Source organism: Sphaerisporangium album, from assembly GCF_003323745.1.
In the GTDB taxonomy this organism is placed as follows: domain Bacteria; phylum Actinomycetota; class Actinomycetes; order Streptosporangiales; family Streptosporangiaceae; genus Sphaerisporangium; species Sphaerisporangium album.
Genome location: NZ_QOIL01000019.1, coordinates 52947 through 68771, shown reverse-complemented (window position 1 = coordinate 68771; position 15825 = coordinate 52947). Strand labels below are relative to the sequence as shown.

Sequence of the window (15825 nt, the reverse complement as noted above, 5' to 3'; positions counted from 1 at the left end):
GGTGACCTCCAGGGGGACGGACGGGGGGCGCGCCCGCCGGCGGGGGCGGGGACGCGTCCGGGTGGGACGGGGGGCGGATGGCCCGGCGGCCGGGACCGGGGTCGCCGGCCTCCGGACCCGGCGCCCGCGCACCGGGACGGTGGTCGCGGGCGCGGGCGGGGTCCAGGGATCAGAGCTTGCAGGCGGAGTCCGGGGTCGGCTGGAACGCCTCGGCGGCGGGGATGGTCTTGAGGATCTTCTCGTAGTCCCAGGGCTCGGTGACCTCGCTCGCGGGCTTCACCTGGGCCAGGTACACGTCGTGGAGCAGCAGGTGGTCCTGCGCGCGGATCGTGGCGTTGTGCGCGAAGGCGTCCTCGAAGCTGTGGCCTTCGAGCTGCTTGACGATGGCGTCCGGGTCGTCGGTGCCCGCCCGCTGCACGGCCTCCAGGTACTGGGTGGCGGCCGAGTAGTTGGCGGCGTTGGGGAAGGACGGCCGCTTGCCGGCCTTGGCCTGGAACTTGTCGGCCCAGGCGCGGTTCTCCGGCGAGGCGTTCCAGTACCAGGCGTCGGTGAACTTGGTGCCGGCCAGCGCGTCGGCGCCGAGCGAGTGGATGTCGGTGATGAACATGAGCCCGACGGCCAGGCCGATGCCCTTGTCGCGAAGCTTGTACTCGTTGTACTGCTTCACCAGGTTGACCAGGTCCCCGCCGGCCTGCATGGTGCCGAGCACCTCGGGCTTGGGGTCGAGGCCCGGGGCCTTGAGCAGGAACGTCGAGAAGTTGTCGTTGGGGAACGGCGCCGGGTCGCTCTGGATGACCTTCCCGCCCGCGCCGGTCACCGCCGCGGTGAAGTTCTTCTGCATGTCCTGCCCGAACGCGTAGTCCGGGTAGACGATGTACCAGTTCTTGGCGCCGTCCTTGGTCACCGTGTCGCCGGTGCCGTGGGCGAGCATGTAGGTGTTGTAGCCGTAGTGGAAGGTGTACTTGTTGCACTGGGCGCCGGTGAGCGCGGTCGTCGCGGCGCCGATGTCCATGAACAGCCGCTTCTTGGCCTTGGCCACGCCCGCGACGGCGAGCGCGGCGGCCGAGGACGGCACGTCGAGGATCAGGTCCGCCTTCTGCCGGTCGTACAGCTCCTGTGCCTTGGAGTTGGCGACCTCGGGCTTGTTCTGGTGGTCGGCCGACAGGACCTCGATCTCCTTCGCGACCGCTTTATCACCATATTTCGCCTTATAGTCGGCGACGGCCATGTTCACGGCCTCGACGCTGCTCTTGCCCGACAGGTCGGCGTACACGGCCGACTGGTCGTTCAGCACCGCCAGCACCACCTTGCCGTCGCTGACCTTCTCCCCGGCGCCCCCGCCACCGGGTCCTCCCGCGCAGCCGGCGATCGTGGCTCCCGCCGCCACCACGGCGACGGCCGCCCGGCCCAGAGCTTTCATGTGCGTATCTCCTTGATGTTGGGGGGAGTCAGATGCCGAGGTAGTCGAGCAGCTCGTGCTCGCGGGCGCGCATCTCGTCGTTGTCCAGCGACTCGACGATCCGGCCCTCCGCCAGCAGGTAGTGCCGGTCGGCGACGGTCGCGGCGAAGTGGACGTTCTGCTCGATCAGCAGCACGGTGGTGCCCTGGCGCTTGACCTCGCGCAGGATCCCGCCGATCTGCTGGACGATCAGCGGCGACAGGCCCTCGGTGGGCTCGTCGCACAGCAGCAGCCGCGCGCCCGTCCGCAGCACGCGGGCCAGGGCGAGCATCTGCTGCTCGCCGCCGGACAGCTTGGTCCCGGGAAAGCCGCGCCGCTCGGCCAGCCGGGGGAAGGTCTCGTACACCTTCGCCAGCGGCCACGGGTCCGGGCCGGCGACGGGCGGCAGCGTCAGGTTCTCCTCGACGGTGAGCGTGGAGTAGATGCCCCGGTCGTCGGGGACGTACCCGAGGCCCAGGCGGGCGCGGCGGTGCGCGGGCAGCCGGGTGATGTCCGTCCCGGACAGGGTGACGGTTCCGTCCCGGCGGGCGTGCAGGCCCATCAGGCAGCGCAGCAGCGTCGTCTTGCCCGCGCCGTTGCGGCCGACGAGCGTGACGATCTCCCCGCGTCCCACCTCCAGGGACACCTCGCGCAGCACCCGCGCCTCGCCGTACCAGGCGGACAGGCCCGCGACGCGCAGGATCGGATCCGGATCAGTGGACGGCATCGGCGTCTCCCAGGTAGGCGGAGATGACCCGGGGGTCGTGGCGGATCTCGGCGTAGGGGCCCTCGGCGAGCACGCGGCCGCTCTGCAGGACGGTGACGCGGTCGGCGAGGCTGGCGACGACGGTCATGTTGTGCTCGACCATCACGACCGTGCGGCCGGCGCGCACCTTCCTGACCAGCTCGACCGTGCGCTCGACGTCCTCGACGCCCATGCCGGCGGTCGGCTCGTCCAGCAGCAGCACGCGCGGGTCGAGCGCGAGGGCGAGCGCCAGCTCCAGGGCCCGCTTGTGGCCGTAGGCCAGGGTGCCGGCCGGGATCGCGGCGTGCGCGGCCAGGCCGACCTGGTCGAGCAGCTCCATCGCGCGGGCGGCGTGGCGGTCCAGCGTCCGGTGGGAGCGCCAGAACCGCCAGGTGAGGCCGGTGGGGCTCGCCAGGGCCAGCTCGACGTGCTCGCGCGGGGTCATCTGCGGGAACAGGCTGGTGATCTGGAACGAGCGGGCGACCCCGAGGCGGGCGACGTGCTCGGGCCGCCTGCCGGTCAGGTCGTGCTCGCCGAGCCGGATGCTGCCGGCGCTCGGCTTCAGGAAGCCGGTGAGCAGGTTGAACAACGTGGTCTTGCCGGCTCCGTTGGGCCCGACCAGCGCGTGCACGCTGCCCTCCGCGACCGCCAGGTCCACGCCGTCGACGGCACGGAAGCCGCGGAACTCCTTGGCCAGTCCCTGGGCTCGCAGGACGGCGCCGTCCATGTGGCCTCCTCGTCGTCTCGTCCGACTCGCCGGTTTCGTCCAGGTCACCTCGGCGTTAACGGACGAAGTCCTGTGACGCGGAACACTAGGTGAGCCGGGAGAGCCGTTCCATGTGGCGGCATCACACATTCCCGGGCGATCCGATGGGCTTCGGCCACATTCGGCGCAGGTCAGGGGCGGTCCCACGTCGCCGACCAGCGGACATGTGGACGGGCCACGTAAGGGAAACGTGGCGGCGCGGCGAGTGATGCGGACGATCCGGGCATCGGTGTAGCGGCCGGTCGATGGCGCGCACCTCCGATCATGGCGGAGTGGAACATAGGGAGGCCGCCGAATATGGCGGCCCGGGACGTGGCCCGGCTCACACCGGAGGTCCACCATGACCAGGATCCGCTGATCGCGCCCTGTGAGGAGTCCATAATGCGATCGATACGACGCCGCGCCCGGGGCCGGGCCCTCGGCCAGAGGGTGGCCGCCACACTGGCCGCCGCAGTGGCCGCCACGCTGGCCGTGTCCCTGGCCGGGCCCGTCCCCGCGGCCCTCGCCGGCCCCGCGTCCTGCCCGGGAGCCGGCCGGGTCACGGTCCCCGGCGCCGAGAAGCAGATCTCCGCGTGCCTGGACGACCTGACGACCGCGGCCACGGTCGCCTCGGGGCACTCGATCGCCGCCGAGTGGGCGGGCCTGACCCCCGCGGGGGCGAAGAACCCCAGCGGCGTGCCCGGCATCCAGATCGACGGCTACTTCCCCGACACCTCGACGTCCAACACCGACCACGGCTGGAACCACGACAGCCAGTTCGTGATCCGGCTGCCCGAGCACTGGAACGGCGGCCTGGTGGTCGCGGGGTCGCCGGGCGTGCGCCGCCAGTACGCCAACGACTTCGCCATCTCCGACTGGGTGCTGGCCAAGGGCTACGCGTTCGCGGCCACCGACAAGGGCAACGGCGGCGCGGACTTCTACAAGGACGGAGTGAGGCCCGGCGACGCGATCGTGGAGTGGAACGACCGGGTCACCCAGCTCACCCGCGCCGCCAAGGCCGTCGCCGCCCGCCGCTACGGCCGCCCGCCCGCGCGCACGTACGCGGCGGGGATCTCCAACGGCGGCTACCTGGTGCGCTGGCAGCTCGAGAACCACCCCGAGCTGTACACCGGCGGCGTCGACTGGGAGGGCACGCTCTGGCGGGAGAACGGCCCGAACCTGCTCACCTCCCTGCCCGCGACGCTGCGCGCGTACCCGAAGTACAAGGCCACCGGCGACGCCGCCGCGCACGACGCGATCATCGCGGCCGGGTTCGCGCCGGGGTCCGAGCCGCTGTGGGACTACCACTACCAGGTGTACTGGGACCTCACCCAGCGCATCTACCGCGAGGAGCTCGACCCCGGGTACGACGGCGCGACCGAGGCGGGCACCCCGTTCTGCGCGTCCGGCACCCCCGCCTGCGACGCCGACTACGACTACGCCTCCCGGCCGAAGGCGGTGCGCGACGCGGTGAAGCGGATCTCCCTGACCGGCCGCATCGGGCGTCCCCTCATCACCCTGCACGGCACGCTGGACACGCTGCTGCCCATCGGCGAGGACTCAGACGTCTACGACCGGCTGATCCGCTCCAGCGGGCGCGACCGGCTGCACCGCTACTACAGGATCGAGGGCGGCAACCACGTGGACGGCCTGTACGACGCCCAGCCGGGCCTGCTGCGGCCGATCCTGCCCTGCTTCCGCGAGGCGTTCACGGCCATGGAGGGCTGGACGACCCGCGGGAAGACCCCGCCCAGGGACGCCACGCTCCCCCGCCCGGCCACCGGCGACCTCGCCAACTCCTGCTCGCTGACCACGCGCTGACGGACCAGCCCGTACCGCCGCGAAGGCCCCCGAAAGGAAAGCCCCTTCCTCATCGGTTGGAATGCCAGCTCATCTGGCATGGCGTGCCGAGACGACCGATGTCCCCTCCATGTCGAGACTTTCCGTGGTCATATCCCGACCCAGAGTGTTCGTCTCACACGGAGGACATCAATGACGACCATCGACCGCCGAGGATTCGCCCGGCTCGCCGGGCTCGGCGCCGTCGGCTCCCTCGCCGGCGTGGCGGGCGCGGCCCCCGCCGTACCCGCCTCGGCGGCCCCCGCCTCGGCGCCCTCGCGCGGGGCGGCGGCCCCGAGCCGGGAAACCTGCGAGAAGGTCGCCCGCGACCTGCTGCTCGTCGACGAGCACAACGCGGACCTCAAGCTGCGCTACCTGCGCGTGCTCATCGACCACGGACTGCCGAAGGCGCGCTCGCCGAAGAAGGTGCTCGTCATCGGGGCGGGCATCGCCGGTCTGGTGGCCGCCACGCTGCTCAAGCGGGCGGGCCACCAGGTCACGGTGATCGAGGCCAACGGCAACCGCATCGGAGGCCGCATCAAGACCTTCACGTCCGGGTTCGCCGACCACGCGCAGTACGCCGAGGCGGGCGCGATGCGCATCCCCGACTTCCATCCGCTCACGATGGCGCTGATCGACAAGCTCGGCATCCCCCGCCGCCCGTTCTACAACGTGGACGTGCGGCCCGGCGCGGCGCCGAGCGGACCGATCCCGCCCGTCACCTACACCTCGCGCGGCGGGCACGTCTGGCGGTCGGGGCCGGTGAAGGGGAAGTACGAGGCGCCCGCGCGGCTCAACCACACCTGGATCCGCGTCAACGGCATCGTCCAGCGCCGCGACGAGTACGCCGCCGACCCGCGCAGGATCAACGCCTCCTTCGGCCTGAAGGACCGCAGGACGACCGCCCAGATCCTGGACGAGGCGCTCGACCCGGTGCGCGACCACATCTCGGTGCTCCACGGCTCCCAGCGCGTCGACAAGCCGCTCCCCGAGCTGATCAGGGGCTGGGCGCGCGTCCTGCGCGAGTTCGACGGCCACTCCATGAACCGCTTCCTCACCGAGCACGCGGGGTTGAGCGACGCGGCGATCGACGCCATCGGCACGATCGAGAACCTCACCTCGCGGCTCCCGCTGGCCTTCATGCACACCTTCCTCACGCGCAGCCTGGTGAACCCGTCGGCCACCTACTGGGAGATGACGGGCGGCAGCCGCATGCTGCCGTACCGGCTGGAGCCCGGCCTGCGCGGGAACATCCGCATGGACCGGCGGGCCGTGCGCATCACGACCTCCGGCGGGGGCGTGCGCGTCGACACCGTCAGCGAGCGGGGCAGCGACGAGTCGTCCTCGGCGCCGCAGCGGCCCGCCGAGACCTTCCACGGCGACGTCGCGATCGTCACGATCCCGTTCCCGGCGCTGCGCCACGTCGAGATCACCCCCGCGCTGTCGTACGCCAAGCGCCGCGCGATCATAGAGCTGCACTACGACTCGGCGACCAAGGTGCTGCTGGAGTTCCGCAGGCGCTGGTGGGAGTTCGACGAGCAGGACTGGAAGCGGGAGCTCGGCCCGCGCTACCGTCCGGGCCGGGTGACCCACGTGACCGGCGGGGGCTCGGTGGCGGACAACGCCAACCGGTTCACCTACTACCCCTCCCACGCGGTGCCGGGCAGCGAGGGCGGCGTCGTGCTGGCCAGCTACGTGTGGGCCGACGACGCCGCGCGCTGGGACTCGATGGACGACCGCGAACGGTACGGCTACGCGCTGCGGGGCCTCGCGGAGGTGCACGGCGACCGGATCACCGAGTTCTACACCGGCCACGGGCAGACGCAGAGCTGGCTGCGCAACCGGTACGCCTTCGGGGAGGCCGCGGTCTTCACCCCCGGCCAGATGACCGAGATCCACCCGGCCGTCGCCGTCCCCGAGGGGCCCCTGCACTTCGCGGGCGAGCACACCTCGCTGAAGCACGCCTGGATCGAGGGGTCCCTGGAGTCCGCGGTCCGCGCTGCCCTGGAGGTCAACGCCTGACCGTCCCGCACCTCCCCCTCGCCTGGCGGCGGCCCCGACGCGCTGACGTGCACCGGGACCGCCGCCAGGCGCTTTGCGACGGGCACGGCGGCGATCAGATCTATGCGATACCCCCCCGAATCGGGCGGTCTGACCGCTGCTGTCATCATGCAGCAATGAGCATTCGGGTCGCCGTGATCGGGAACGGGATCGTCGGGGCGAGCGCCGCCTACCACCTCACCCTGCGGGGCGCGTCGGTGACCGTGATCGACCGGCCGCGCGCCGGGCGGGCCACCGACGCCGGGGCCGGCATCATCTGCCCGTGGGTGGACCACGACGGGGACGACGCCTGGTACCGGCTCGCGCTGGAGGGCGCCCGCTACTACGCCACGCTCGCCGGGCTGCTCGCCGAGGACGGCGAGCCCGACACGAGTTACGCCCCGGTGGGAGCGCTGGTCGTCGACGAGGACCCCGCCCGGCTCGCGCCGGTCGAGGCGCTGCTGCGCCGCAGACGGCCGTCCGCGCCCGACATGGGGGACGTCTCCGCGGTCGACCGGCCCGCCGATCTGTTCCCGCCCCTGGACCCCGGCCTCGCGGCCCTGCGCGTGGAGGGGGCGGCCCGGGTCGACGGCCGCGTCGTCCGTGACGCGCTGGAGCGGGCCGCCGTGGGACGCGGCGCCCGGGTGCGCGGGGGCGCGGCCGCCCTCACCTCCACGGGCACGCCGCTGCTGGACGGCACGGTGCTGGACGCCGACGCGGTGATCGTGGCCGCCGGGGCCTGGACGGGCGAGGTGTGCCGGCCCATGGGCCTGGCCGTGCCTGTGGGCCCCCGGCGCGGGCAGATCGTCCACGCCGAGCTTCCCGGCGCGGACGCGGAGGGCTGGCCGATCGTCCTTCCCCGGCGGGGGCCGTACCTGCTGGGCTTCCCCGGGTCGCGCGTGGTGCTCGGCACCACCGTGGAGGACGCCGGGTTCGACCCGCGCGCGACCGTGGGCGGCGTCGCCGAGGTGCTGTCCGGCGGGGTGCGGATCGCCCCTGGCCTCGCCGGCGCCACGGTCATCGAGACCCGGTCGGGGCTGCGCCCGGTCACGGCCGACGGGCGGCCGCTGCTCGGCCCGATCGGCGGGCACGGCTGGAACGGCGGCGGGACCGGCGGGACCCGCAATGTCGTCGTCGCGACCGGGCTCGGCGCCTACGGCCTCACGGCGGGGCCGTACGCCGGGATGGTCGCCGCGTGCCTGGCCCTCGGTGAGCGGCCACCACTGGACATCTCGCCGTACTCGGCCCGCCCCGACGAGCGCGGGGCGGGCGACGTCCTCACCCCGAAGGCCGGGTGAAGGCCACGTCCGCGACACGGGCGTCTCTGGAACGCGTACAGCGCGGGCGAAGCCTTCCGGCCGTCAGGTACCGGCGCTCCAATAGTGGTCAAGCGTTCCCCCAAGGGACTACAGAATCCCCCGAGAGCCTCACGTACCGTGATAACTTGAGTCTTTCCAGATAATTCTTCTCGTGACGGCACAGACCGTCTCCGGGCACGGCCCGCCGGACGCGGACCGCCGCGGCGCCCCGGTCAGAGGGCCCGCCCATACGTCCGGCCAGGTGCGCTCGGCGCGAGCGACCGGCCACCTTTCGCGACTTTTACAGATCACAAGACCCATATTGGAATCGCCGACAGCGGAAAGCGCTATCCACGGCCAGATGGCGCTCACCGCCGTAGTGGTTGCCTGATCCGCCCGGCTCTCGCGCGACCGTGCGGCGTCCCACGTCACGGCCGCCGCGGACCGCGGCAGGGGCCGGAACGCTTCGCGTGGAGCGCCGCGACAGGCGTCCCCGCGGAGCCCGACGACAGTCTCGCTTCGGCGATCGCCGGTTTGGACGATGATGATGTTCGCAGAGGAACACGTGCCCGACACGCCGCCACCGGCGTTCCTGCCGCGCGTGGCCCCGTACCCGGCATCGGTCCGGGGCCGGCTCACGCTGCTGGTCGGGTTTCTGGCGATACTCCTGCTGGTACCTGCCGGGCTCGCGGCCGGCGTGGTCGCGCACCGCTCGCTCATGAACACGATCGGGCTGGACGCGCGGCAGGAGGCGGGGCTCGTCGCCGCGTCCTACCGCTCGGGACACCCGGCCGGCCCGCCGATCAGGTCGGACGTGCCCGGCATCGACCTGGTGCAGGTCGTGGCGCCGGGCCACCATGTGATCGCCGCCTCCCCCCACGCGCGGAGGCTCGCCCCGATGACCACCGTGTGGCCGGGGCCCCGGGCACCCGAGGAGGACGTGAGCTCCTGCTCCCACCACGATGTGGGCTGCGTCAGGGTGGCGGCGCTGAGGGTGAGCTCCTCGGCGGACTCGCCGGTGGTGTACGCGGGCACACGGGCGCCCATGGAGGCGTCCACCGGGCTCATCGACTCCGTCTTCGCCGCCCAGGGGGCCGTGCTCATCGCGCTCGCGGTCGCGACCACCTGGAAGGTGACCGGCCGCACCCTGCGCCCGGTGGAGTCCATCCGCGACGAGCTGGCCAAGATCAACCTGAACGACCTCAGCGGCAGGGTCCCGCAGCCGCCGGGCGACGACGAGATCGCCCGGCTGGCACGGACCATCAACGCCACGCTGTCGAGGCTGGAGGGAGCCAAATCGAAGACGGACCGGGCTCTCAGCCGGCAGCGGCAGTTCGCCGCCGACGCCTCCCACGAGCTGCGCACCCCGCTCGCGGGGCTTCGCGCGAACCTCGAGGAGGCCCAGCTCCATCCCGAGGAGACCGACCTCGGCGAACTGCTGCGGCTCGCGCTGAAGGACGTCGACCGGCTCCAGGCGATCATCTCCGACCTGCTCCTCCTGGAGAGGATCTGCGCCGACCACGCCCAGCGACGGGAGCAGGCGGACCTGTCCGCGATCGTCCGCTCGGAGCTGACGCGGCAGGCCCACGATCTCCACATACGGATGGCACTGGCCTCCGACGTGCCCGTGGAAGCCGTCCAGGGCCGGCTCGGCCGCGTGGTCGCCAACCTGCTGGACAACGCCGGGCGTCACGCCCGGCGGAACGTGAGCGTCGAGGTCCGCAGGAACTCCACGCACGCCGAGCTCGTCGTCGACGACGACGGGGACGGCATCGCCCCGGCCGACCGGGAACGCGTCTTCGAACGGTTCACCCGGCTCGACGCGGCCCGCAGCCGCGACCGGGGCGGCACGGGCCTGGGCCTCGCCATCGCCCGCGACATCGTCCTGGCGCACGGCGGCTCCATCGAGGCGGGCGACTCGCCCGAGGGCGGCGCGCGCTTCCTCGTCCGCCTGCCCCTGGCCGGCCACCCACCGCTCCCGGCCCAGCGCCTCCACGACGACGGCCGATGCCCTGCCCCCGGCACGGATGCCCGGAACTTCCGCGCCGGCCCCTGACCGGGCCCGCCCGGCCGTCCCGTTGGCCGGTGGACGGCCGGGCGTGAGCCCATGGCGCCACACCATGGCCGGTCCCTCACGCCGGAAGCCGGGGCGCCCGGACGATCAAGCCGTCAGTAGGCGCCGTCCTCCAGCGCGGCGGGAACCGGGACGGACAGGTGGCGCAGCAGGGAGGCGACCTTGTGGTCGAGGTCCGCGCCCACGGCGGTGATGGCGTCGTCGCCGAAGCTGCCGAAGCCGTCGGCGGGCCGGTCGAAGCAGAACCGGGTGACCCCGTCGGCGCCCTCGGTGATGGCCATGCGCAGCGGCGCGTACAGCAAGATGCCGGGGTTGTGGCGGAACATCCGCTCGGCGATGGTGTGGTTGCCCATCAGATACTCCGTGCAGCGGAAGTAGTCGCCCGCCAGCCCCATCATCGAGCCGGCGTCGTACCTCCAGTAGATCATGAAGTCGTGCGGCGCGGCCTCTCGCGCCAGCGCGAGCACCTCGTCCCACCCGGCTCCGCGCCGCACCAGCGCGGCGAACCGCTCTTCCGGGTAGGGCGGCACGGCCTGCTCGAACCGGTCGCGGAAGTCGTCGAACGCCTCCTCGATCTCGATCTCGTACCGCGTGACAGGCCGGCTCACAGCGGCGATCCGCTGACCGTCCATGACGACCCCCGTGACCTATCGCCTGGCATGTGGTCATCCATTCCCTGCCCACGTGGACCGGGCGGCACGCACCACCGAGTGGCCCGCTTCCGGCGGGCGGGGTGATCGTGATCGCGCCGGACTCATACGACTCATGTTGATAACGGACACCAGGGCTCTGCGCCGCGCTCGCGTGCGGCCGGGGGCCGATGTAGGCGGTCCACGTCCATCGGGTCGCCCCGGCGGCCCGATCCCCCTGGCGCGACCGGCGTCCGGGCGGGACCTCCGCGCTATCCCAGGTCGGTGTGCGGGAGGTAGCGGTCCAGGCGGATCGCTCCGGGGTCGGTCGCCATGAACGTGTCCAGGTCGTCGATCTGCCAGCCGGACTCCAGCAGGCGGGGCAGCACGGGGTGGACGCCGGGGACCGCCACCTGGATCTCGTCGACGTCCGGGTGCGCGGCGACCGCCGCGTACAGGGCGGCGGCGCAGTCCTGCGGCGTGTCGCCGCCCACCGGGCCCACTTCGAGGTCCTCGCCGCCGGTCACCCGGGCGAACGCGTACCCCGTGCCGGTGACGTGCAGCGTCACCCCGGGCAGGTCCGCGTACCAGGCCAGGGCCCCGGTCCGGTCGCCGCCGCTGAGCGGGGCGTCCAGGATCGCGGCCTCCCGCACGCCGGGCCGCTCTCCCGTCTCCGGCCGAGGCGCGTCCACCGGTCCTCGTACGGACGGCGCGGGGAACGCCTCCCCGTCCCGTGCGACGAATCCGGGCGGCCTGACGGCCTCGGGCGAGGCGGTCAGGTAGAGCAGCGGGCACATGGGGCGCATCCCCTGCCTGATGTACAACGCGAGAGCCCTCGGGTCGTCGGACGCGAACGTGACCGCCGGCGTGCCGGGCGGCAGCAGGCGGCCCAGGATCGCCCGGCCGATCCCGGAGGACTGGTGCTCCGGCAGGACGAACAGGTCGCCCAGGTGGGCCACCGGCCCCCGGCGGAGCACTCCGCCGAACCCCGCGATCCGCCCGTCGACCTCGCCCACGACCAGCGTCCCGAACGCCCGCTCGGCGTCCAGGAAGTCCGGCGTGCCCGTCCAGTCGTCCAGAAGCTCGTAGTGCGCGGCGACCTCCCGTACGCCCGGCATGTCGCCGTCCCTCGCGACCCGTACGACCGATTCCATCGCCGACGCTCCTCACCTGCGCGTTCACACCGTTCCGCCCACCCTAACAACGCAACTCCGCCGGACGGGTCCCCGGCGCGACGACCTCTCCGGGGCGGGCTGCGGCCTCACCTCCGAAATGTTTCGGGACTTTCATTCGCGTCTTACGAGGTCATAACCGTCTTAACCGGTTCATCCGTCTGAAACATTTCTTCATCTCATTGACATGTTTCGGGGATCTCCGCAGAATTACGCGCAGGCCGGCCGCCGCACACATGCCATCTCGACGATCAGCGTTCCACTGGAGGAACAGAGATGATCGACAGTGCCATCCCCCACGGCAGGACCCGGAAGCGTCTTTCCGCCGTCCGCAAGGCCCTCGTCGCCGGCGTCGCCGGCGTCCTTGGCGCGAGCTTCCTCGTGGGGCTGTCGTCCTCGGCCAGCGCCGCCGACTGCAGCGCCGGCTACGTCGGCCTCACCTACGACGACGGACCCAACCCCGGCAACACCAGCACCCTGCTGAACGCCCTCAAATCCAACGGCCTGCGGGCGACGCTCTTCAACATCGGGCAGAACGCGCAGAACAACCAGGCGCTGGTCCGGGCCCAGCAGGACGCCGGCATGTGGATCGGCAACCACAGCTACACCCATCCGCACCTGCCCCAGCTGAGCGGCTCGCAGATGCAGTCCGAGCTGCAGCGCACGCAGCAGGCCATCCAGCAGGCGACCGGGACCGCGCCGAAGCTGTTCCGCCCACCGTACGGGGAGACCAACTCCACGCTGAAGTCGGTCGAGCAGCAGCTCGGCCTCACCGAGATCCTCTGGGACGTCGACTCCCAGGACTGGAACGGCGCGAGCACTGCCCAGATCGTGCAGGCCGCGGGCCGGCTGCAGAACGGCCAGATCATCCTCATGCACGACCAGTACGCGACCACGGTCCAGGCGATCCCGCAGATCGCCGCGAACCTGCGGAGCCGCAACCTGTGCGCCGGCATGATCTCCCCCTCCACCGGCCGGGCCGTCGCGCCTGCCGACGGGGGCGGCGGCACCCCGCCTCCGTCCAGCCCTCCGCCCGGTGGCGGCAGTTGCACGGCCGCGGTCTCGCCCGGCCAGTCGTGGAGCGACCGGTTCAACCTCTCGGTCACGGTCTCGGGGACCAACTCCTGGATCGTCACGGTCACCGTGCGCAGCCCCCAGAAGATCATCGCCACGTGGAACGGCAGCCCGAGCTGGGACGGCAGTGGCAACGTCATGACGATGCGGCCCAACGGCAGCGGCAACACCTTCGGGTTCACCGTCCAGAGCAACGGCAACACGCAGTGGCCGGCGGTCTCCTGCCGGGTCGGCTGACCCTGCCCGGCCCGCCTGACACACCGCCCGGCCTTCACCAGGAGGAGGAAACACGCACATGAACGACGTCCCCGCCCACCCGAAGAGCCGAGGACGCGGCCACGCCAGGCCGCTCATCGGCCGCGCCTTCGCCTTGGCGCTGGCCATGGTCGTGGCGATGCTGCCCGGCGTCGCCCACGCGGCCATAACCACCAACCAAACCGGCACCAACAACGGCTACTTCTATTCGTTCTGGACCGATGGCGGCGGGTCTGTCTCCATGGAGCTGGGATCCGGAGGCAATTACAGCACCTCGTGGAGCAACAGCGGCAATTTCGTCGCCGGGAAGGGCTGGAGCACCGGCGGACGCAGGGCCGTGAACTATTCGGGCAGCTTCAACCCGTCCGGCAACGCCTATCTGGCTCTGTACGGGTGGACGAGAAACCCGCTCGTGGAATATTACGTCGTCGACAACTGGGGCACCTACCGGCCCACGGGAACGTACAAGGGCACGGTCACCACCGATGGCGGCACGTACGACGTCTACCAGACGACGCGAACCAACGCCCCCTCCATCGACGGCACCAGAACCTTCAATCAGTACTGGAGCGTCCGGCAGTCGAAGAAGACCGGCGGAACCATAACCACCGGTAACCACTTCGACGCATGGGCCCGTTACGGGATGAATCTGGGCAGCCACGCTTACATGATCCTCGCCACAGAGGGATATCAGAGCAGCGGGAACTCCAACATCACGGTGGACTCCACCTCCGGTGGTGGCGGCGGCGGTGGAGGCGGTGGCGGTGGCGGTTGCACCGCATCGCTGTCCGCGGGCCAGCAGTGGAGCGACCGGTACAACCTCAACGTCTCGGTCAGCGGCTCGGCCAACTGGACCGTGACGATGAACGTGCCGTCCCCCGCCAAGATCATCGCCACCTGGAACATCAGCGCGAGCTACCCCAGTGCCCAGGTGCTGACCGCCAGGCCCAACGGCAACGGCAACAACTGGGGTGTGACGATCCAGCCCAACGGCAACTGGACGTGGCCGTCGGTCTCCTGCAGCGCCGGCTGAGACCCGGACCCCCGGAACACCGCACCCGTGGCGCGGCGGCCCAGGACCGCCGCGCCACACCGCCGCCGGCCGGCGATCCCACGTGCACGGCCCGCCCGCCTGAAGGCGGATGATGAGAGAGGGGAACGGGGATGCGTCATGATCACCATAGATGTTCCGATCTGGGCCGCCCGGCTGCGCGTGCTGCGCGAGAGCCGCCTGTGGAGCCGCGAGGGGCTGGGACGACGGCTCCGGCAGGTGGCGGCCGAGGACGAGCGCGACCGACTGCCGTCGCCCGCCGTGCTCGCGGAGGACGTCCGCCAGTGGGAGGACGGCGAGCGACGGCCGGGTGAGGCCGAGGCGGACCTGTTGTGCCGGGCCTTCGGCATGCCCGAGCGCGGCCTGTTCGCCGGCGAGCGGTCCGGCACGACCCTCTGGCACCACCTCACCCGGATCCCGCTCGTACCGGGGTTGGTCTCCGAGGACGAGGACGAGGAGGAGCGGACCGGACGGGCGATCGAGCGGCCCGACCGCGTGGACGAGGCCACGGCCCGTTACTTCGAGGCGCTCGCCGACGCCGTTTCCCGGATCGATCGGGCGCCGTCCGCCCTGGTCGCCGCCCTGCGCCCGGTCTTCGCGGCGATCGAGGGGTTCCGCCGGGACGCCCGGCCGGCCGTGCGGCGGTCGCTGCTCGCGCTCGCCTCGCGGGACGCGGAGCTGATCAGCCGCATGCAGCACGAGGCCGGGAACGCCCGCGGAGCGCGGGAGTGGTCCGACCGCGCCATCGGCGAGGCACGGGAGGGCGCCGACACGTTGCTGGAGACCTACGCCCTCGTCCAGCGGGCGGGGCTGGTCGACGCGACCGGCCCCCGGGAGGCGGTCGAGGCCGCCCTCTCCGCCAGGGAACGCGGTCGCATCACGGCCGGGATGGCGGCGGCGTCGCGGCGGTACGAGGCCCGCGGCCACGCCATCGCGGGCGAGGAGGACCTGTGCCACCGGTGCCTGGAGGAGTCGGCGTCGCCGCCGGAACAGCGGGAGCAGGGGGAGGACGTGCGATACCGCCTGGACGTTCCCGCCGAGCCGGAGGCCGTCCTGTGCGCCGGCTGCCTGGTCGACCTGGGCCGTCCCGCCGGAGCCGTCGAGATCTTCGAACTGCGGACCGCCGCGTCCGGGGCCGGCTCCGCCCTTCGCGAGGGGGCCGGCGGGCCGGAGCGTGTCGAGGAGGGACGCGGGCCGGTCGGTGAAGGCGGCCCCTACGGCCCGGAACCCGGTTATGCCACCGCGTTCGCGACCGCCCGCATGGCCCACGCGTACGCGGAGGCCCATGAGCAGCGCGACCGGGCGGCGGCACTGGCGCGAGAGGCGCTGGCCCTCGCCCGCCGGACCGGGGCCGCGCGCGCCCTGCGGGAACTCGCCATGCTCCATCTGCCCCCGGATCCCTCGGCCCGGCGACGCATTCTGCTGTGAACGCCTGCCCCGGATCGTCAGGCCCGCCCTGCTGCGT

General features: G+C 72.2%; 12 protein-coding genes. 7 read left to right on the top strand and 5 right to left on the bottom strand.

Annotation, left to right across the window (positions count from 1 at the left end):
- Positions 1-169 precede the first annotated feature (169 nt).
- The 3 genes from DQ384_RS29205 to DQ384_RS29195 are packed head-to-tail and all read right to left on the bottom strand — an operon-like array spanning position 170 to position 2910.
- Entirely contained in the window at positions 170-1420 is a 1251-nt protein-coding gene (locus tag DQ384_RS29205; protein WP_114032093.1) for an ABC transporter substrate-binding protein, read from the bottom strand.
- Positions 1421-1448: 28 nt separating this feature from the next.
- On the bottom strand, positions 1449-2165 hold the full coding sequence (locus tag DQ384_RS29200; protein WP_220183199.1) for an ABC transporter ATP-binding protein: 717 nt from the start codon (positions 2163-2165) through the stop codon (positions 1449-1451).
- Positions 2152-2910, bottom strand: coding sequence for an ABC transporter ATP-binding protein (locus DQ384_RS29195; protein WP_114032092.1), 759 nt, complete (start codon positions 2908-2910; stop codon positions 2152-2154). The genes DQ384_RS29200 and DQ384_RS29195 overlap by 14 nt, the downstream gene beginning before the upstream one ends.
- A 420-nt stretch (positions 2911-3330) precedes the next feature.
- On the opposite strand from DQ384_RS29195, the gene DQ384_RS29190 reads away from it, so the two are divergent.
- The 4 genes from DQ384_RS29190 (at position 3331) to DQ384_RS29175 (ending at position 10161) form a co-directional block, all read left to right on the top strand.
- Positions 3331-4749 (top strand): tannase/feruloyl esterase family alpha/beta hydrolase, encoded by a 1419-nt coding sequence (locus DQ384_RS29190; protein WP_114032165.1) that lies wholly within the window; start codon positions 3331-3333, stop codon positions 4747-4749.
- A gap of 171 nt (positions 4750-4920) precedes the next feature.
- Positions 4921-6789 (top strand): flavin monoamine oxidase family protein, encoded by a 1869-nt coding sequence (locus tag DQ384_RS29185; protein WP_114032091.1) that lies wholly within the window; start codon positions 4921-4923, stop codon positions 6787-6789.
- Between the two features lie 155 nt (positions 6790-6944).
- Entirely contained in the window at positions 6945-8105 is a 1161-nt protein-coding gene (locus DQ384_RS29180) for an NAD(P)/FAD-dependent oxidoreductase (protein WP_245966862.1), read from the top strand.
- A gap of 541 nt (positions 8106-8646) precedes the next feature.
- Positions 8647-10161, top strand: a complete 1515-nt coding sequence (locus DQ384_RS29175; RefSeq protein ID WP_114032090.1) for a sensor histidine kinase — start codon at positions 8647-8649, stop codon at positions 10159-10161.
- 113 nt (positions 10162-10274) lie between these two features.
- Here DQ384_RS29175 and DQ384_RS29170 read toward each other — a convergent pair whose 3' ends face one another.
- Together DQ384_RS29170 and DQ384_RS29165 are read right to left on the bottom strand one after the other, a co-directional pair.
- On the bottom strand, positions 10275-10787 hold the full coding sequence (locus tag DQ384_RS29170; RefSeq protein ID WP_220183198.1) for a DUF302 domain-containing protein: 513 nt from the start codon (positions 10785-10787) through the stop codon (positions 10275-10277).
- Positions 10788-11080: 293 nt separating this feature from the next.
- Entirely contained in the window at positions 11081-11962 is an 882-nt protein-coding gene (locus DQ384_RS29165; RefSeq protein WP_114032088.1) for a GNAT family N-acetyltransferase, read from the bottom strand.
- A 294-nt stretch (positions 11963-12256) separates the two neighbouring features.
- Here DQ384_RS29165 and DQ384_RS29160 point away from each other — a divergent pair, with 294 nt between their 5' ends.
- The 3 genes from DQ384_RS29160 to DQ384_RS29150 all read left to right on the top strand — a co-directional run bounded on the left by DQ384_RS29160 (position 12257) and on the right by DQ384_RS29150 (position 15788).
- The gene (locus tag DQ384_RS29160; RefSeq protein WP_114032087.1) at positions 12257-13291 is read left to right on the top strand and encodes a polysaccharide deacetylase family protein; all 1035 of its coding nucleotides are present in this window, start codon (positions 12257-12259) and stop codon (positions 13289-13291) included.
- Positions 13292-13349: 58 nt separating this feature from the next.
- The gene (locus DQ384_RS29155) at positions 13350-14342 is read left to right on the top strand and encodes a glycoside hydrolase family 11 protein (RefSeq protein ID WP_114032086.1); all 993 of its coding nucleotides are present in this window, start codon (positions 13350-13352) and stop codon (positions 14340-14342) included.
- 138 nt (positions 14343-14480) lie between these two features.
- Complete coding sequence (locus tag DQ384_RS29150; protein WP_114032085.1) at positions 14481-15788, top strand: aldehyde dehydrogenase family protein; 1308 nt, start codon at positions 14481-14483, stop codon at positions 15786-15788.
- Positions 15789-15825 lie beyond the last annotated feature (37 nt).